General features: G+C 55.8%; 18 protein-coding genes. 6 read left to right on the top strand and 12 right to left on the bottom strand.

The window, feature by feature from the left end:
* Positions 1–5 precede the first annotated feature (5 nt).
* Complete coding sequence (locus MKY12_RS01035; RefSeq protein WP_339312545.1) at positions 6–2,006, top strand: chemotaxis protein CheA; 2,001 nt, start codon at positions 6–8, stop codon at positions 2,004–2,006.
* A gap of 29 nt (positions 2,007–2,035) precedes the next feature.
* Entirely contained in the window at positions 2,036–3,625 is a 1,590-nt protein-coding gene (locus MKY12_RS01030; protein WP_339312543.1) for a methyl-accepting chemotaxis protein, read from the top strand.
* A gap of 70 nt (positions 3,626–3,695) precedes the next feature.
* Here MKY12_RS01030 and MKY12_RS01025 read toward each other — a convergent pair whose 3' ends face one another.
* The 8 genes from MKY12_RS01025 to MKY12_RS00990 all read right to left on the bottom strand — a co-directional run bounded on the left by MKY12_RS01025 (position 3,696) and on the right by MKY12_RS00990 (position 10,136).
* Positions 3,696–4,034, bottom strand: coding sequence for a hypothetical protein (locus tag MKY12_RS01025; protein ID WP_339312541.1), 339 nt, complete (start codon positions 4,032–4,034; stop codon positions 3,696–3,698).
* 81 nt (positions 4,035–4,115) lie between these two features.
* Positions 4,116–4,580 (bottom strand): DUF420 domain-containing protein, encoded by a 465-nt coding sequence (locus MKY12_RS01020; RefSeq protein ID WP_036722160.1) that lies wholly within the window; start codon positions 4,578–4,580, stop codon positions 4,116–4,118.
* A 36-nt stretch (positions 4,581–4,616) separates the two neighbouring features.
* Positions 4,617–5,525: a cytochrome c oxidase assembly factor CtaG gene (gene ctaG / locus MKY12_RS01015; protein ID WP_339314736.1), complete on the bottom strand. Its 909-nt coding sequence runs from the start codon at positions 5,523–5,525 to the stop codon at positions 4,617–4,619.
* 28 nt (positions 5,526–5,553) lie between these two features.
* Positions 5,554–5,877 (bottom strand): cytochrome C oxidase subunit IV family protein, encoded by a 324-nt coding sequence (locus MKY12_RS01010; protein ID WP_036722158.1) that lies wholly within the window; start codon positions 5,875–5,877, stop codon positions 5,554–5,556.
* 4 nt (positions 5,878–5,881) lie between these two features.
* Positions 5,882–6,508 (bottom strand): cytochrome (ubi)quinol oxidase subunit III, encoded by a 627-nt coding sequence (locus tag MKY12_RS01005; RefSeq protein WP_036722156.1) that lies wholly within the window; start codon positions 6,506–6,508, stop codon positions 5,882–5,884.
* Between the two features lie 6 nt (positions 6,509–6,514).
* Complete coding sequence (gene ctaD / locus MKY12_RS01000; protein WP_339314734.1) at positions 6,515–8,353, bottom strand: cytochrome c oxidase subunit I; 1,839 nt, start codon at positions 8,351–8,353, stop codon at positions 6,515–6,517.
* Positions 8,354–8,481: 128 nt separating this feature from the next.
* Positions 8,482–9,531, bottom strand: a complete 1,050-nt coding sequence (coxB, locus tag MKY12_RS00995) for a cytochrome c oxidase subunit II (protein WP_209877254.1) — start codon at positions 9,529–9,531, stop codon at positions 8,482–8,484.
* A 416-nt stretch (positions 9,532–9,947) separates the two neighbouring features.
* Positions 9,948–10,136: a hypothetical protein gene (locus MKY12_RS00990; protein ID WP_019913840.1), complete on the bottom strand. Its 189-nt coding sequence runs from the start codon at positions 10,134–10,136 to the stop codon at positions 9,948–9,950.
* A gap of 525 nt (positions 10,137–10,661) precedes the next feature.
* Here MKY12_RS00990 and MKY12_RS00985 point away from each other — a divergent pair.
* On the top strand, positions 10,662–11,000 hold the full coding sequence (locus MKY12_RS00985) for a membrane protein (protein WP_036722151.1): 339 nt from the start codon (positions 10,662–10,664) through the stop codon (positions 10,998–11,000).
* Between the two features lie 98 nt (positions 11,001–11,098).
* Positions 11,099–12,052 (top strand): diacylglycerol kinase family protein, encoded by a 954-nt coding sequence (locus MKY12_RS00980; protein WP_339312540.1) that lies wholly within the window; start codon positions 11,099–11,101, stop codon positions 12,050–12,052.
* Between the two features lie 552 nt (positions 12,053–12,604).
* On the opposite strand, the gene MKY12_RS00975 is transcribed toward MKY12_RS00980, so the two are convergent.
* Genes MKY12_RS00975 through MKY12_RS00965 form a run of 3 tightly spaced genes read right to left on the bottom strand, consistent with a single transcriptional unit; the run spans position 12,605 to position 14,645 of the window.
* A complete protein-coding gene (locus tag MKY12_RS00975) occupies positions 12,605–12,910 on the bottom strand; it encodes a hypothetical protein (protein WP_036722149.1) in 306 nt (101 codons plus the stop codon).
* 49 nt (positions 12,911–12,959) lie between these two features.
* Positions 12,960–13,778: a TrmB family transcriptional regulator gene (locus MKY12_RS00970; protein WP_036722147.1), complete on the bottom strand. Its 819-nt coding sequence runs from the start codon at positions 13,776–13,778 to the stop codon at positions 12,960–12,962.
* A 36-nt stretch (positions 13,779–13,814) separates the two neighbouring features.
* Positions 13,815–14,645 carry a zinc ribbon domain-containing protein gene (locus MKY12_RS00965; protein WP_036722144.1) on the bottom strand — a complete coding sequence of 277 codons (831 nt, stop codon included), beginning with the start codon at positions 14,643–14,645 and terminating at the stop codon, positions 13,815–13,817.
* A gap of 278 nt (positions 14,646–14,923) precedes the next feature.
* Between MKY12_RS00965 and MKY12_RS00960 the strand changes: the two genes are divergently transcribed.
* Both MKY12_RS00960 and MKY12_RS00955 read left to right on the top strand, forming a co-directional pair.
* Positions 14,924–15,298 (top strand): hypothetical protein, encoded by a 375-nt coding sequence (locus tag MKY12_RS00960; protein ID WP_036722142.1) that lies wholly within the window; start codon positions 14,924–14,926, stop codon positions 15,296–15,298.
* A gap of 284 nt (positions 15,299–15,582) precedes the next feature.
* A complete protein-coding gene (locus MKY12_RS00955; RefSeq protein WP_051477780.1) occupies positions 15,583–16,245 on the top strand; it encodes a GTP pyrophosphokinase family protein in 663 nt (220 codons plus the stop codon).
* Between the two features lie 718 nt (positions 16,246–16,963).
* On the opposite strand, the gene MKY12_RS00950 is transcribed toward MKY12_RS00955, so the two are convergent.
* Entirely contained in the window at positions 16,964–17,920 is a 957-nt protein-coding gene (locus MKY12_RS00950) for a hypothetical protein (protein ID WP_339312538.1), read from the bottom strand.
* Positions 17,921–17,949: the final 29 nt, after the last annotated feature.

The following is a 17,949-nucleotide window of genomic DNA, read 5'->3' as shown; positions in this document are numbered from 1 at the left end:
GAACCATGGTTGATTTATCGGAATACCGAGGGATATTTCTGGAGGAACTGGAGGACCAGCTGCAGCTGATCGAGGATGAGGTGCTCAGGCTGGAGCAGACCGGGGAGACAGAAGATGGAATCCAGCAGTTTTTCCGGGCGGCCCATACCCTTAAGGGCTCCTCGGCCTCTATGGGCTACAACGGGCTGAAGGAAGTCACGCATCATCTGGAGCATCTGCTTCATCAGATGCGGGGAGGGGAGCGGACGGTCACGCCGGAGCTGATCCGCCTGTTCTTCGGAGCGCTGGATGGAATGCGCGCGCTGCAGAGCGAGATCGCTGCTACGGATCAGGAGACCACAGATGTGTCCGGTCTGGTGCAGCGGCTGAGTACATTCGCAGCGGAGGAGCTGCAGAAGCCGGAGGATAAGGTCCCTGCTGTGCAGACAAGTCAGGCAGAGCTTCCCCTCCAGCTGTTCTGGGTGCATGTGTGGCTCTCTTCCGGCTGTGAGATGAAGCTGCCCCGTCTTCACCTGATCGATGCCAAGCTGCGGAGTGTCGCTGCGGTCCTGCGCATGAAGCCGGAGCTGGAAGAGATAGAGGACCACGACAGCCGGATCGACGAGGCCTCCTGGTTGCTGTCGCCTAAGATCGATATCGAGGAGCTCCGTCAGGAGGTCTTATCCATTATGGATGTTGATCGTATATACATAGAAGAAGTGCTTAACGATTCCCCGCGTCCCGGTGAATTCGTGAGACCGCCCCATCCGGAGACGGGGAGCCCGGAACTCCTGGAAGTACCAGAATCCCCGCCGTCTGCCGCTGACAAAACCAAGCCGCAAACGATCCGCGTCCAGGTGGAGCGTCTGGAGAAGCTGATGAACCTGGCGGGTGAGCTGGTCATCGACCAGACCCGGTTCCATCTGCTGAACCGCAGATTCCACCAGCAATACGGAACCAATGATCTGACAGAGGAGCTGGGCCAGCTTGCCGACCATCTGGCTATGATTACGGGGGAACTGCAGGAGAGCATGATTAAGGTGCGGATGCTGCCGATAGAGCAGCTGTTCAACCGTCTGCCCCGCATGGTCCGGGACTTGTCCGGCTCCCTGAACAAGCAGGTTGAGCTGGTTCTTGAAGGCAAGGAGACGGAGCTGGACCGGACGCTCATTGAAGAGCTTGGCGACCCGCTGATCCATCTGCTGCGCAATGCCGTTGATCACGGTATAGAGACCCCTGAAATCCGCCGCAGCGCCGGCAAAAGCGAGACCGGAACCGTCCGCGTCGCGGCCTCCCATGAGGATAATCAGGTCATCCTGGTCATCGAGGACGACGGGGCCGGGATTGATTCCAGCCTGATTGCAGAGTCTGCCCTGCGGAAGGGCATCATTACAGCTGAAGAGGCCGGCGGGATGACTGAGGATGAGGCGCTGCGGCTTATTTTCCGGCCCGGCTTCTCCACCGCCCCGCACATCAGCGATATTTCCGGCCGCGGGGTCGGAATGGATATCGTCCGCAATGATATTGAACGGATTAACGGCATGATCGATATCGAGACCACGCGGGGGCAAGGCACCCGCTTCCGGATTCGTCTGCCCCTGACGCTCGCCATCATCCGGGGTCTGCTCGTTCATGCCGGGGGAGCCACCTTCGTGATTCCCATGAGCAGTGTGGCCGAGATTGTCCGCGTCACTCCAGAGGAGATCAGCTCTGTCCGGGGCCAGCCTGTCATTACCGCACGGGGACAGCTCGTGCCGGTGGCCTGGCTGCAGGATATCCTGCGGCTCCCCGCAGGTGCGGGCGGCAGATCAGCATCCATTCCGCTGATTATCGTGGGTCGGGGAGAGAAACGGCTGGCACTGGCCGTGGATACACTTATCGGCAATCAGGATATCGTAATCAAATCGCTCGGCGCCTATATGGGCAAGACTGAGAACATATCAGGAGCTACCATCCTGGGAAATGGCAATATCGCTCTGATCATAGATACAGCCAGCTTATTTTTCAATACGGGAGTCTTCGCTTAACAAAATCATCTTTACTGGGGGAAACAGGTATGAAATGGTTCTATAATCTAAAAACAAGCGTGAAATTAATCTCGTCCTTCCTGACCGTCGCTGTCATTCTTTCCTTCGTGGGCCTCTACGGTCTCAGCAACCTCGGCTCGATTAATAACAGTCTGGACGATATGTATGTGAACAATCTGGTTCCCGTCTCCTCCCTGCAAAGCTCACAGAACAGCTTCTCGGTCATGCGCGTTATCGTCAGGGATCTGTACATTAAGAAGACCCCTGAGGAACGCCAGCAGCGGGTGGACGATTATAAAAAAGAGAAGCAGAACGTACTCGATAACATCGCGGCCTTCCGTAAAACCAAGCTGAGCGCGGAATCGGTTCAAGCCATTGCCCCTTTTGAAGCGGCATGGAATGACTATCTGTTAACGTACGATTCTCTTGTCAGCCTCTCCCTGACGGGACAGGACGAGAAGCTGCTGGAGATGCTGCGCGGCAGCACGCTTAACAACCAAGGCGATACCTTGAAGAATATTCTGAACGAGCTGATTCTCACCAACACCAAGGAAGCGGATCAGGCCCGGCAAAATGGAGCCGCACTCTATAGCTCTTCGCGTAATATCACCCTCAGTATCATTATCGGTGCAGTCATTCTGTGCATCCTGCTAGGGTATATCATCTCCCGGATTATTTCTAATCCGCTGGCGAAGGTTGTCAAGGTTCTCTCGAAGGTGGCTGACGGCGACCTGCGCAGCCAATCCGATATCGACACCAGAGATGAAATCGGCATCCTGGCTGCCAAGGTGAACGAGATGGTCAGCAGCCTCCGTAACACAGTGGGCTCCATCCTGCTGCATTCCCAGAGCCTGTCCGCCGCCGCCGAGGAGATCTCCGCCAGTACGCAAGAGGTGGCAAGCGGCAGCACGACCACAGCGGATGATGCCGGGACCATCAGCGAGTTATTCAAAGAGCTGTCCAGCGCGATCCACTCTGTAGCCCAGAATACCGAGCAGGCCTCGGTGATCTCCGATGAGACCGTTACGATTGCCGAGAACGGGAACAGCATCATTCAGGAGTCGATGGAGAGTATGCAGGCTGTCAGCGGACAGATGGCTAAGCTTGAGGAGGACTCGCAGAAGGTCGGCGAGATTATCGATGTCATCGAGGATATTGCAGATCAGACCAACCTGCTTGCTCTGAATGCCGCCATTGAAGCCGCAAGAGCGGGGGAACAGGGCCGGGGCTTCGCGGTGGTGGCTGACGAGGTGCGCAAGCTGGCCGAGCGCAGCGGCGAGGCCACTAAGCAGATCACCAGCATCATCAAGGGGATGCAGGTGAATACACGCTACAGCGTGAGCGCTGTGCAGGAGAGTGCGGAGCTGTCGCAGAAGACCGGCGTTTCTTTTCATCAGATCGTGACGATGGTCAACAACGCCGGACAGAAGATATCCGAAATCGCCGCCGCCAGCGAAGAACAAGCCGCCCAGTCCACCAACGTCCTTGCTGCCGTGGAGAGCATCTCCGCCACCACCCAGCAGTCCGCCGCCAGCAGCGAAGAGACCGCCTCCTCCGCCCAGTCCCTGGCCAGCCTGGCTGAGGAGCTGCAGAGCACGGTGTCTTCGTTCCGGTTGTAGCTCTCGGTTCATTTAACAGCCTGTAAGCTCCCTTTCGGAGCTTGCAGGTATTTTTATTTATCTCGCGGGATCAGCCGGGGCGGGTAGGCTTTCGCCAAACCAATGTAATCGGTTTTTCGATTACATTTTGCCCATACGCTCGCCGCCAGCCCAATGTAATCGGTTTTTCGATTACATTTCGCACGCACACCCTCCGCCAGCCCAATGTGATCGGTTTTTCGATTACATTTCGCACGCACACCCTCCGCCCGCCCAATGTGATCGGTTTTTCGATTACATTTCGCACGCACACCCTCCGCCAGCCCAATGTGATCGGTTTTTCGATTACATTCCGCACGCGCGCTCGCCGCCAGCTCAATGTAATCGGTTTTTCGATTACATTCGGCCCACTCCAAGCCCCTAACCCCAAAAAAAGCCCGCCCCTCCCCCGCAGCAGCGGCAGATGGACAGGCTTTTCCCCTATGATCCAGGGCTCTTCTCTTCCCTCGGCCTAAGCGCCCAGGATGATTTCCCAGACCGGCTTCGTATGTCCGCCCGGATAGAAGATATACAGCAGGACGTAGACAGCGACTCCCGTAATAGCGGTGATGAACCAGATGACTGAGGTCACTCTGCCCCACTTGCGGTGCTTGGCATACTTGGCCTTGAAGCCGAGCGTCAGCGTGGTGATGCCGAATACGGCAGCGACGGTAGCCAGTACAATGTGGAAGATCAGGAAGACATGGTAGATCGTCGTCAGCTCATCCGGTCCTCCCCAGGAGGTATTGCCTACGAACACCGTTCTTGACGAGTACACCAGGAAGAACAGAATCGCTGCCACCGCAGCCGCAATCATCGTCTTCTTATGCGCCTCGCGTTTGCCTTGAATGATCTGTCTCCAGCCGATGGCCACCAGCACCGCGCTTATGACGATGAACGATGTACTGATCGTAGGAAACAATGTGAAAATATCCATGAATATCCCCCTCGGTACTTACCAGCTCGTTATAGTTCAGACCTCCTCCGCCAGGGCAGAGGGTGACGCGGACACTTCTGTGTCCTCTTGTCCGTTCTCTTTTTTATACCAATGATAGAACACATAAGCAAGCATCGAGGCGAAAATAAATTCCTGAATGAACTTCATCACGATGCCGCCGACCTGCTGATCTACCTTGGGGGACAGAGATCCGAAGAAGCCGGGACCGCCAAAAGCCTGCAATAATGCAGCCGGACTCTGCGGTACACAGTAGCCCATCGCCTTCGCCCAGGTGCCCGGGTCGCTATACGTAGCATAGAGGGGGGAGCCCGCAAAAATAATCAGCCCGCAGGCTGGTGTCAGCAGCACCATGTTCAGGAAGATGAAGCCCACCTGCCCCAGACCGCTAAGCGCCCGGTATTCCGGCAAGGGGTTAATCAGATTCCACCACATCAGCGCCGAGGTCAGGAACAGGATGCCATAATACAGACGGTGAACGGTGAAATGCAGCATGACATAATCATGGATGGCGGGGATGTGGTAGAGCGAGAAGAGACCATTGAAGAGCAGGGCCGCCACCACCGGCTTCGCGAGAAAAGCCAGTCCCTTCACCGGATTCACCCGCAGCAGAGCGCGCCAGCACCAGTCGGGGATACCGAGCATAATCAGCGGGACCGCCACCAGATAGGATAAGGCCATACTCACCATATGGAAGGAAAATAAGATATGTCCCAGCAGACTGACCGGTCCTCCCTGCGCAAGATAGAGGGCCAGCATTCCGCATAAGAACAGCCCCCTCCGCCAGAAGGGGACTGCAGTGCTGCCCTCAAAACGGGAGGCCAGCGGACCGATCAGCACAAAATATCCGGCAGTCAGGAGGAGCATCAGGGCCAGAAACAACGGACTCCATAATTCCGTAAAGCTGAAATATTGCAATCCCGGTATCATCCTCAAGACCTCCCCGGAGATAGAATCAATCCCACCATACCCAATAGAGCGCCATTACAATACAGGTGCCTGCGATAAAAAATCCGCCCAGCATGAAGATAATCGGGAGCATATGCCCTTTGTCCTTCAGATGCATCCAGAAGCCCATCTGCAGGAACACCTGCAGCACAGCCATTACCAGCAGCAGGATGATCGCAAAGGTAGCATTCACCCCTCCGGCCGCCACCGCGGCAAAAGCGATCAGCGTCAGCACCACGGAGAACACAAACACCACAATATGCCGCTGCGGTCCTTCCGGACGGTGCCGGTGCTTCACCGCAGAATCTGAAGAAGGCTGCTTCGTCGTCATGGCTTCACCCCACCTTTCCGAGCAGGTATACGACTGTGAAGATAAAGACCCACACCACATCAATGAAATGCCAATACATCGCCGAGACATAGATCTTCGGTGCAGTAACGACCGTCAAGCCTTTATGCGCCAATTGCCCGATCAGCACGGAGATCCACAGAATCCCGAAGGCGACATGGGCACCATGGAACCCGACCAGCGTATAAAAGGCCGAGCTGAACGCACTCGTCGTCATCCCGAATTCCTCATGCCGGATATATACACTGAACTCGTAGATCTCCAGGATCAGGAAGGCAAGGCCGAGCAGGACAGTCACCACCAGCCAGTTCCGTAGCTGGGCCACATTTCCCCGGTGCATGGCCTGAATGGCGAACACACTGGTCAGACTGCTGACCAGGAGAAGGAAGGTCGCTGCCGCGACCAGCGGCAGATGGAATAGCTCAGCCGCCGAGGGTCCCTCATTCGTCTGATTGCGCAGCGCCAGGAAGGTAGCGAACAGGGTGCCGAAGAGCACCGCCTCCCCTCCGAGGAACAGCCAGAAGGCCAGCACTTTATTGCGTCCTTCCAGGGTCGCTTTCTCAGGTTCATGCGGGAGTGTACCGTCCGCCGCTTCAGCATGTGCCGTTGTCATCTCTGCTCACCTTCCTTCCAGCTCTTCGGGTTCAATATGCCAGCCGTGATCGTCGAACAGCGACCGCATCAGCATCGATCCGAAGGTAATAAGAAGCCCCAGCGCTGTAACAATATAATTATTGAACAGGAAGCTCATAATGCTGCTGCTGAATTCATCACGGCTGAACATAAAGCCAAGGCCCGCAATGAAGATACCGACGGACATCAGGAACGGCAGAATCGTGGCCGACGGCATATGAATCGGACCAATCGGCTCCGCCGGGGTCATGGCCTTATGCCCGGCCATTTTCTCTTTCCAGAAAGCATCCAGGCCCCGCACCAGCGGCGTCTGCTTGAAGTTATATTCCGGAGGCGGCGAAGGGATCGTCCATTCCAGGGTCCGCCCGTCTTCCCACGGGTCTTCCGGCGCATCCGCCGGCCGTCTGGAGGTCAAGAACACATTTACAAGGAAGATAATCATGCCCACTCCCATCAGGAACGCCCCCACCGTACTGACCAGGTTGAGCGTATCGAACTGCTGGTTTGGCAAATAGGTAAATACGCGCCGCTGCATCCCCATCAGTCCCAGGAAATGCTGCACGAAGAACGTTAAGTGGAACCCGATAATGAAGGTCCAGAACGTCCACTTGCCCAAGGATTCGCTAAGCATCCGCCCGAACATCTTCGGCCACCAGTAGTGCAGCCCGGCGAACAGCCCGAGCACCAGACCGCCAACGATTACATAGTGGAAATGCGCCACCACGAAGTACGTATCATGGAACTGGAAGTCTGCCGGCGCGGAGGCCAGCATCACCCCGGTTACTCCGCCCATCGTGAAGGTAGGAATGAACCCGGCCGCGAACAGATTCGGGGTCGTGAACCGTACCTGTCCGCCCCACATGGTGAACAGCCAGTTGAAGATCTTGATCCCGGTCGGGACGGCAATCAGCATCGTAGAGACGGAGAACAAGGCGTTCGCGACCGGACCGAGGCCGGTGGTGAACATATGATGCGCCCAGACCATGAAGCCCAGGAAGGCGATCAGAATCGTGGCGAAGACCATGGAGCTGTACCCGAACAGCCGCTTGCGCGAGAAGGTCGGAATGACCTCGGAGATGATGCCGAAGGCCGGGAGAATCAGAATATACACTTCGGGATGCCCGAAGATCCAGAAGATATGCTGCCACAGCACGGGATTGCCCCCTCCGGCAACATTGAAGAAATTGGCGTCCAGAATCCGGTCGAAGGTAAGCAGGACAAGTCCTACGGTAACCGCAGGGAATGCAAACAGAATAATGGCTGAGGTAATGAAGGTAGCCCAGGCGAACATCGGCATCCGCATGAAGGACATCCCCGGTGCACGCATCGTGATGATGGTAGCCAGGAAGTTAATCCCGCCAATCAGTGTGCCGAGTCCGGCAATCTGCAGCCCTATCGTATAAAAGTCCACTCCGTGTGAGGGGCTGTAGCCCGTACTCGATAGCGGAGTGTAAGAAGTCCAGCCCGCATCGGGCGCGCCGCCCATCACCCAGCTCAAGTTAAGCAAGAGACCGCCGAACAGGAAGGTCCAGAAGCCCAGCGAGTTGAGAAAAGGAAAGGCGACATCGCGCGCGCCGATCTGCAGCGGAATCACCGCATTCATCAGCGCGAAAATAACCGGCATGACTCCTAGAAAGATCATGGTCGTGCCGTGCATCGTAATCAGCTCGTTGAAGGTCTGGGCATCCAGGAAGGTATTCATCGGCTTAATCAGCTGAATACGGATCAGGATCGCCTCCAGGCCGCCAATGCCGAAGAAAAGGCCGCCGGCCCATAGATACAGGATGGCTATTTTTTTGTGGTCGACGGTGGTAATCCAGTCCATCAGCCCGGTATGCCGCTTGGCGCTGTGGCCGGGCTGCAAGGGCTGGGAGGGCTGCAAGGATTGCGCTGCGTGAGCCAAGGTATGTACCCCCTTATCAAATATGCTGCTTCGGCTTCAGTCATAGGCCCCTATTCCAGCGTATAACCGGCCAGATATTCGGCAATGCCGTCGATCTCTTCATCACTTAAGCCCATATCCTTCGGGTTCGGCATCTTGTTGCCGGGCTTCACGCTCTGCGGATCATGCAGCCAAGTCTTCAGATTCTCAAGGACCGGCGCCCCGTCTTCTCGAGTGTCATCATTAAGCAGAATTCCGGCAACCGATTCACGGGAGCCGATTCCGGTCAGGCTTGGAGCCACCGGTGATGCAGGCATGCTGCCAATCGCATGGCAAGTCAGGCACTGGGACTTGAATTTCTCAGCCAGTACTGGATCTTCCGGCATCACCGACTCCGGCGCCTTCATTGAAGCCACCCACTTGTCAAAGGCCTCACCGCTGACCGACTTCACCTTAAACTCCATGAACCCGTGGGAGGGTCCGCACAGCTCCGCGCATTTCCCCCGGTAAACGCCTTCATTCGGCGCACTGAAGCTGAAGCGGTTCACCGTGCCGTCGGGATTGGTGTCCATTTTCCCGGCCAGCGAGGGTACCCAGAAGGAATGCAGCACATCCTTGGTGCTGAGCTCAAAGGCAATGTGCTTACCTGTCGGAATAATCAGATCCTGCGCGGTCGTTATTCCGTAATCCGTATATTCGAACTCCCACCAGTACTGGTGGCCGGTCACCTTGACCTTGATGGCGTCCTTGTCATCCGAATGATCATTGCCGGCAGCGAAGACCACCTTCACCGTAGGAATCGCCAGCACAATGACGAGAATAAGCGGGATGACCGTCCATAGCACCTCCAGCTTGAAGCTGCCCTCCACCTGCTTTGGAATCTCATCCTGATCCTTCTTCCGGCGGAAGCGAATCCATACATAAGCCGCAATGGAGAAGACGATCAGCAGCACCACAATCATGATCGTGATCGACAGCTTCATCAGTCCGTAAGAGCTTTCCGCTACGGGTCCCTGCGGTCTGAGTACCGACAAGTCCTCCCGCCCGCATCCGGCCAGAAGGAGTCCAAGTGCTGCTGTCATGGGAAGAAGCCGCTTACCAGCCTGCCACGTTTTCATCATTGATCTACCCCGCTTTTCCCGAATTCGTAGATTAGAGTATTTTCCTGTCAATTATAACAATCACTATTAATATAAGTTCGGTCTACGTTTTTGTCAATCGTTCACAACAAATTCACATAATCATTTTGAAGTCGCAGAAAGCTTGTCAATACTGATTTTATAAGCGCTTTCAATTTTCCCGGAAAACTGTTAAACTACTTTTGAAGCGTATTCATATGTATTTGTGTCTAAACATTCATTTGACATACGAAGATGATCTGCAATATGCATACAAAAAAAACCGATTCCAGAAGCAGAAGGCTGCCCGGGCACGGTTTATGAGAATCCTCATGGATGTTATCGCTTGAATGTAGATTAAATGTATAGTTGTCGGCATCAAACAGCACGAAACAGAATCACTCTCTCTGCCCGCTTCTTCAGGAGACGGAAGAATTCATTCTAACCAGCTCATGCTCCACAACCATGGTCAGCTCTTCCTCGTATCCTCCCGTGATCCGATACTTCCGGACGTACTCTTTCACAAATTTCTTGGGATCTTTGGGCCGGAAAATACGTGTCATTTCCCGCAGACTTTCCTTGACTTCGTTATGACCTTTACTTGCCATGATCAGTTCCCTCCCAAAACATTGAAAATGAATGCTCCGTTGTAGAGAATGCATGATGAAAAGTTCGCCGTAACCTTGAAATGCAAGTAAGAAACCATTACACATACGCGGCTTGCATTACCCGTCCAGACTACCATTCCATGAACTTGGAAATCCGCCTTGCCGGTGAAGCAGGTTCGTCGTGATTTGGGCTGAGAGTAAGGATGTCCCACTGCAAAGACACCTTGACACTTTAATTACCCGAAGAGCCACTTGCTGAATCACTCCTTTCGGGCCTTATCGTTATATTGTATCATATTCCAGATTAACTTCCACCTTTCCATGTAAAAATGCAAATGGAAATTTTTTATAGTATATGCTTGACCTCCCGTTTGGGAACCTGATCATAGTATGCCCCCTATCCCCAAAAATTATTGGACAGCATTCCGCACAGCTCATACTTTGCCCGGACACCTCATAGGCTTGTAGGGAAGAAGCACGAATAATCTTTGCCTTTTCTTCTACAATCCAAGGAGAGTGAGCCCTTTGTCGCCTTTCAGATCTTCGACCGGACTGCCCGATAACCTTGCCGCCGCCTTGTGTTATTTTTTCCCGTTTATCGGTGCGATTATTTTCCTCGCTCTGGAGAAGCGCAGCCGCTTTGTCCTGTTCCACTCACTTCAATCCCTGATTGCCTTCGGAGTCCTTATGATCGCCCATGTGCTCAGCGGCTTCATTCCGCTTCTCGGTGATGTGGCAGGCGCCCTGATCTCCCTATGCAGCTTCGCAGTCTGGCTCCTGATGATCTACCATGCCCTGGGCAGCAGATGGTTCAAGCTCCCCTGGGTGGGAGAGATCGCCGAAAGCCAGCTGCGGCAGCTGTAGCTGTAGCTCCGCGCAGCAGAAAATAGTTTCCCTTTTGCCTGCCCGCTCCTTACAATGGGATAAGACATGCAGGAATCTACAGGCTGGGGGAAGCATCCATGTATTTGTTCATCATAAATCCCCGCTCCGGCGGCGGGGCGGGACGGCGGACCTGGCACACCGTACAGGCCTTGCTTGCGGCGCGGACTGTTCCGTATGAAGCGCTGTTCACCCAGAGCGCTGCCAGCGCAGAGAATCAGGTGTCGCAGGCGCTTGCCCGCCGCGAGGACTGGCGCGCCGCCATCGTTGTCGGCGGCGACGGCACGATCCACAGTGTGCTGGGCGCACTGCGGCGCAGAGGGGTCCCGCTGGGAGTCATTCCGGCGGGTTCGGGCAATGACACCGCGCGCGGGTTCAGCATCCCGCTCGCGCCTGAGGCTGCGCTGGACACCGCGCTGCAGGAACACTGCATCGAAGCCGATCTGATCAGTGCGGCAGGCCGGCTCACCCTGACGGCGGTGGCCAGCGGCTTCGACGCGCAGGTGGCCGTCAATGTGAACGGCAGCCGCTACAAGCGGCTGTGCAACGCCATTGGCGCCGGGCGCCTAGCCTATATCATCGGCGTGCTGCATACGCTGATGACCTTCAAGCCCTGCCGCGTCAGTGTGACCTGCGACGGCAAGGAGCAGGCCTTCGACCAGACGTGGCTGGTCTCGGTCTGCAACCTGCCCAGCTACGGCGGCGGGCTGCTGATCTGCCCGCAGGCGGAATCAGGCGACGGCCTGCTTGACGTCTGCGTCGTGCACGGGGTCAGCCGCGGGCAATTGCTGCGGCTGTTCCCGACGGTGGTGAAGGGCAGGCACACGAAGCTGCCCTATGTCACGATGCTGCGCGGACGCAGCGTAGCCGTGCACTTCGCGCAGCCGCGCCACGCCATCGGCGACGGCGAAGCGCTCGGCACAGCGCCGCTGGCCGTGGCTTGCGAGCCGGGCGCGCTGCGCGTGCTCTCGCCGCTGGCGGCAGCCCCGGCGGTGGCTGCCGGCGCCGTGGGGTCCTGCCGCTCGGGCGGCTAGGCCGGACGCGGCGGGACAGGCGCGGCGGGGTATATATGTGGCTCCGCGTAACGGACTGAGGCGCTCTTATTCTGGATGAAAGTCATAAATCAGGCAAGTAACGGACCACACGGAGCTTATTCTCTGAAATACTGCTCTTAAGTATCGTTTTGAGCTACCTTAAGGTCTCCTCGGTCCTATAAGATACCAAAAGCGGTGTTTTCCAGGGGATAAGGTCTCTCAGGTCTGTTAGGAGCAGATTGGTCCGGCTAATGAAGAAGTTGGAATGATATTTCCCAACACAAAGAGCAGGCCCCAGGTATTCCCCTGGGCCTGCTCTTTGTTACATATTTCACGTTTCCGCCGGGTCCGTTTCCTGCTTCGTGCAGGAACAGACCTTGATCACAAAGATATCTTCCGCTAGCAGCTGTAATTCTGCTGGCCAAGCTGAACCGGCTTTGCCGTCCTTTTAAAGGACGGTACCGTTTCAGCGAGAAAGATAAGGATAATTATAGCGCGAAGCATATAAATTCTTATCTTTGGACAAAAACCGCTGGAACCCCGCTGCTCCGGTTATATCCCGGTTGGCTTCTGGGGCAGCAGGTTGCCGACAATCGACTTCAGCTCACCCTCCGTCGTGCTGCTTTTCTTCCCGTTGTCAAAGCTGGTAATGCGGATCTCGGAATAACTTTCTCCCGGAGCCACGGGCTTGAAAATCCATTTCTCCCGGTTATCCAGCCGGACGTTGAACTTCATGTCCTTGAACATCTCCACCAGCTCCCGCTCTCCCGGGGTCTTGCCCTCTTCCAGGAACAGCAGTCCGCGCAGCGGCTTGACGCCCTCTGCATGCTGCACTTCAAAATGTACAATACACTCCATGCTTGTCACCTCCCTTGCTTAGTGAACTTGGGCACTTACTATTGCAGCCCTATTCCTCCGGCTCTTCCCCCGATTCCTCCTGATCATGCAGCACATATTTGCTGTAGATCCGGCTATAGCGCTCCCCGTAGCGTCGCTGCAGTTCGGGGCCCATATCTTCCTCCAGCTCGAACAATACCAATTCCTGTGTAAAAGATTTGAGCAGCAGCTCCACAAGCACTGGATGCTCGGTAATCACGGCTTGGGCGCTCCCGTCCTCATAACGCATGCCGAGCATGCACCAGCTCCGGTCCACGACGAAGGAGAACTTCCGGCCTCCGCTGCGTTCCGGCTTCCCCGGCAGGGGCGGCCATACCGGATAAGGTGCCGGCACAGCATCACCGCCGTCAAAAGCCCACAGCAGCTTCACTCCGCGCTTCTCCGCCTGCTCAAGCTCACTGCGCAGCAGCGAGGCTTCCTCCCGCCATACATCCACTACAATCTCCTGGGCGGCAAGATTCAGCTGGCGGACCAGCTCTCCTATGACATTCCGGTCACCCTCCACGTTGTAGAAGGAGGGGCTGACCGGACCTCCGCGCGGCATTTCACTCTCCATATAGGCGAGCGAGGCCTGCACCCGGCCGGATATCATCGTGGCCAGCTCTTCCGGGTCCAGTACACTGTAGCGTGCCGGCTCCCCTTCTCCGCAGCGCACGTAGCCTTGCTGAGTCAGGCGCTGAAGCGCCGCATATACGTTCGATCTTGATACTCCTAGCTGCTTAGCCACTTCGTAGCCCGAAGCCTGGCCCTTGGTGGCCAGCTCAACCATAATTTTGGATTCCATCTCTGTGAAACCCAAATTGCGCAGATGCAGCAGCAACTGTTCCATCTATGTTGTCCCCCTAAGCTGTCAGTACTACACTGTCTATATTTGCTCCGAGCCGCAGCGCGGGCACCACATGGAGCCCTTCGGCAGATCGGCGCGGCAGATCTGGCAATTCACAATCTCCCGTGTATCCGCGTCTCCGGCTACCCGCTCTTCGGCTGGCTCACTTGCCTTCCAGTCCCTAATCCGGCGGTCCAGCTCCAGTTGCCGCTCCCGTTCCCGTTCCAGTTCATCTGCCTCCCGGCGGCTCCGGTCAGAACCTGAAGCCATCCGGTCCGCATCCTCCAGCTCTGCCTCTTCTTCCAGTTCAGGCAGCACCTCCGCATACTGCACACGTGCTTCGGGTCTTCTGGCCAGCTCCCGTTCCGCTTCGGTCAGCTCTTCCTCACCGTAGTACTGGTCTTCCTCATCTTCATGCTCCAGCACCGTATGTACGGTAACCACAGGCGGTGCTGCGGTAGCGGCGGCGGCCGAAGACGGCTCTTTACGCAGTGAAATCTCCTTATCTTCCGGCTTGCGTGCTTCCAGCTTACGTCCGCAATGCGGACAGAAATTGGCATCCAGCCCTACGATCTGACCGCAGGCACACAAGCGTTCATTTCTCAATTCGGCAATTCTTGAGCGTACGTCCTCGATCTGCTCCTGCAGCTTGTTACAGCCCCGCGCAAGCTCGATCATCTGGCCTTCAGCCACCGACATATCCCTTGAACGATATCCCTCATAGAACAGCTTCCCCATTTTCAGAAATTCAACCTGCATCTCATGCTCAATATCCGAAATCTGCCCATTCAGCTTGCTCACTTCCACCGAGCTTTGCGCTTTTTCACTCACCCGGCTGGCACCGTCTTTAATGCGTTGCAGTAAATTCATTGTAGTTCCTCCTTCTCCAGAGTGAGAATAGGCTGATTCGCAGCCGCGTATATCCTTACATTCCGATTGCCGCCCCACGCAGCAGCGGAAACGTGATTCTATCATACCAAAAGTCCACGGCAGATTCATTATTTGTCGTCATGTGGTAAATACCAAGTAGAGGCGGTTAGCGTTCTTATTGGAATGAGTATGCTGCGGAAGAAGCAATCATACATATTGCCTTCTGCTGGATCCGTTCCTGCGTACCCGTACATTATCGAATGATGGAGGGATGAATTGTGCCTGACGATAACCTTAACCGATATTTCGTCTCTGTGAATCACGGTCTGATTCAGGAAGAGAGAGGCGACTCCAGTGAGTACGAGGTTCTGCTGTCCAGTGACGGGTTGACTGTGCTTCAGGATCTTCTGGCCGATCTGGCCAGCGGGGATGACTACGCCTTCCGGCGTGCTCTGGTTCCCTACAAGTCAGCCGATCATGATGATGCCGCGGAGCAGTTCGATGACACCACCATCCGCCTGTTCCAGTATCTGCACGACCATGGCACTGACGAGACCCGCCTTCAGATCGAAGGCTTGAACGTCCTGCAGAAGCTGGAGAATACAGGCTATCAGGATGAAGGCTACGGCACAGGCTCTCCCACCAACAAATAAGAATGAACGGAGCTGCGCCATAAGGACGGCCTAAAGCCTATACTGAGCTAATACGCGCCGGAGGGAAGAATGTTTCTCTTCGGTCAGGGTTACGGTTTTATTTTGCTTCCGGGGCTGTACATCGGTTAAAATAGAATCAGAACCGCAGCTAGCGCTGTATAAGATTGCCGTAGTCATCCATTCATGGTCTACAGTCACAAATAACGAAAACCGGGAGAGTTTCAGTGGAAGAATATGATAGTACACAAGTAACATTGAACAAGTTGCAGGTCCATGTGAAGGATATGCAGAAGTGGCAGATTAACGAGGATTTTGCCAAGCAGGTTGAGAATTTCAAGGCTTTGCCGGCGCTGTACCGTCATGCTCTGAATGAGCTTGAGAATAAAATCGATATCATCCGGACCGAGTGGCAGGTGCGTGACGGCTTCAGCCCGATTGAGCATGTGAAGTGCCGGATCAAAGAACCGAAGAGCATTGTGCAAAAAATGCAGCGTAAGGGCTATGAGCTTAATCTGGATAATATGGAACAGCACATCCATGATATTGCGGGGATGCGGATTGTCTGCGCCTTTGTGAAGGATATCTACCGGCTGGTGGACCACCTGTGCGCCCGCGAGGATATCCGTGTGCTTGAGATTAAGGATTATATTGCCCACCCGAAGCCGAACGGCTACCAGAGCCTACACCTTATCGTGGCTATACCGCTGGTACTGCTTGATGGCACCCGCTGGGTGAAGGCAGAAATGCAGCTGCGTACGTTAGCCATGGATTTCTGGGCCAGCATGGAGCATATTCTCTACTATAAATTCGACAAACAGCTGCCCTCCCATGTGGCCGAGGAGCTGAAGGAAGCCGCCCGTGCTGCCGATGAGCTGGACCAGAAGATGCTCCGCCTGCGCCGGGAGATCCTGGAGCTGTCAGAAGGCAGCGGCGGCAACGAGTCTTAATTGCGCTTGTTGCCGTAGTATAAGTGAATAACATAACCAAGCAGACATAATCTTAGGGTAAAATGGCTGCAGCCAGGTCGTTATCCGGCTACTAGAGGGGCACTTGTGTGCTCCTCTTTTGTTTTGCTCACTTCTTTCTGGCGATCAGGACGGAAGTGAGGTGCTCTTCTGCCACTTCTTCTGCCCCTCATTCCCGCCTACCGCCCCGTTTGGGCCAATTCAGGGGCACTTCTGCTCTTCATTCCCACTCCCCGCACGGGTTGGGCCAATTCAGGGGCACTTCTGCTCCTTATTCCCACTCCCCGCACGGGTTGGGCCAATTCAGGAGCACTTCTGCCCCTCATTCCCGCCTACCGCCCCGTTTGGGCCAATTTAGGGGCACTTCTGCTCCTCATTCCCACCTGCTGAATAGTAGCAAAATGTCCGCACGTCGACTTCTGGCTGATCCAGAGGGATTTATCCACTTTATTCCCGCGCAGCCACCTCGCAACCTACCCGGCGCACTGCTCTCAAAACTAATGTTACTTGGTAGAACAACTCTTACATTCGAGCCCGGCATCCGATCCCTTTTCACCAGTTGGCCTAGTTTACCCTCTATATTACTTAAAGAGCAGTTTCAGTCGCCGCATAAACAATGTAGCCTATTGCTCATTCATTCCCATCACACCTATCCGTGCTCCTCCAGTTTACTCAAGCCCCATCTCACGAACCCGCTCAGCTACAGCTTATTCAAGCCCGCCGCGCGCTTCGCAGCAGCTTCCGAGACCCGGCGCATCAGCAGCGCAAGCCCTTCACGCGCCTTGGGTGTCTGCGGGAGGAGTGCGCTCCAATCCTCCTCCGGCTCCATTACCTCAGGCATAGCCGGAAACGGACGTGAGGAGATCTCGTGAAACAGCGGCCCTGGCTGGTGCAGCGAGCCTTCAGCCGCTGCCTCAGCCAGCCACTCTCCAGAGGATACGGCCGGACCCTTGCGCTCCAACCGGGCCAGCTCGGACGCGAGCGACACAGACGCAGGCGCGTCTTCTTCAGCGCTCCGCTCGTTCTCCTGCTCCGCCCACAAGGCGAATACGCCGGAGAGCAGCTCTTCCTTGGACAGTCCGCGCAGGGCGAACGCAAGCAGCGGCGCCTGGATCAGCTGCTGCCGGACCCGTTGCACCAGCTCCTCAGCAGGCAACAGACCCGTGCCCTGTTCCTCTGCAGCCAGCCTCAGCTCGTCATCTACAGGCAGCAGCTCCAGTGCAGCAAGCCCGCCATTCAGGCTGCCCTGCAGCAGATCATACAATTCGCCCGGATGCGCAGCGAGCTGATGCAGCACTTCATTCTTCCGGGCGGGTGTCCACTGCGGAATACGCAGAGTAACAGCCTCCCTCTGCACCTGCGGTAGTGGCGCCTGCTGTCCTTGCCGTACCTGCGGCACTGCTTCCACCCGCTCTTTTTGCCCTTGCTGCACCAGTTGCTTATTCTCCACCCGTTCTACCTGCACCAGCTGCTTATTCTCCGCCCGCTCTCCTTGCCGCACCGGCTCCGCCCGCTGGCCCTGTTCCCCTCGCTTCTCTATCTCTGCTCCGGCTTTGCTGCTGCGTCTGTCTGCTCCTTCAGCAGCAGGCCCCACACTCCCGGTGGCCTTAATGACCCCGGGCAGCACCTCCAGCCGCAGCTCCAGCAGCTCATTCATAGATGTTGCCTCCTTCTGCCTTACAATGT

The organism is Paenibacillus sp. FSL M7-0896 (genome assembly GCF_037975415.1).
In the GTDB taxonomy this organism is placed as follows: Bacteria; Bacillota; Bacilli; order Paenibacillales; family Paenibacillaceae; genus Paenibacillus_AQ; species Paenibacillus_AQ silagei.
The sequence above is the reverse complement of the archived record's forward strand: the minus strand, read 5'-3'. Positions and strand labels throughout refer to the sequence as shown.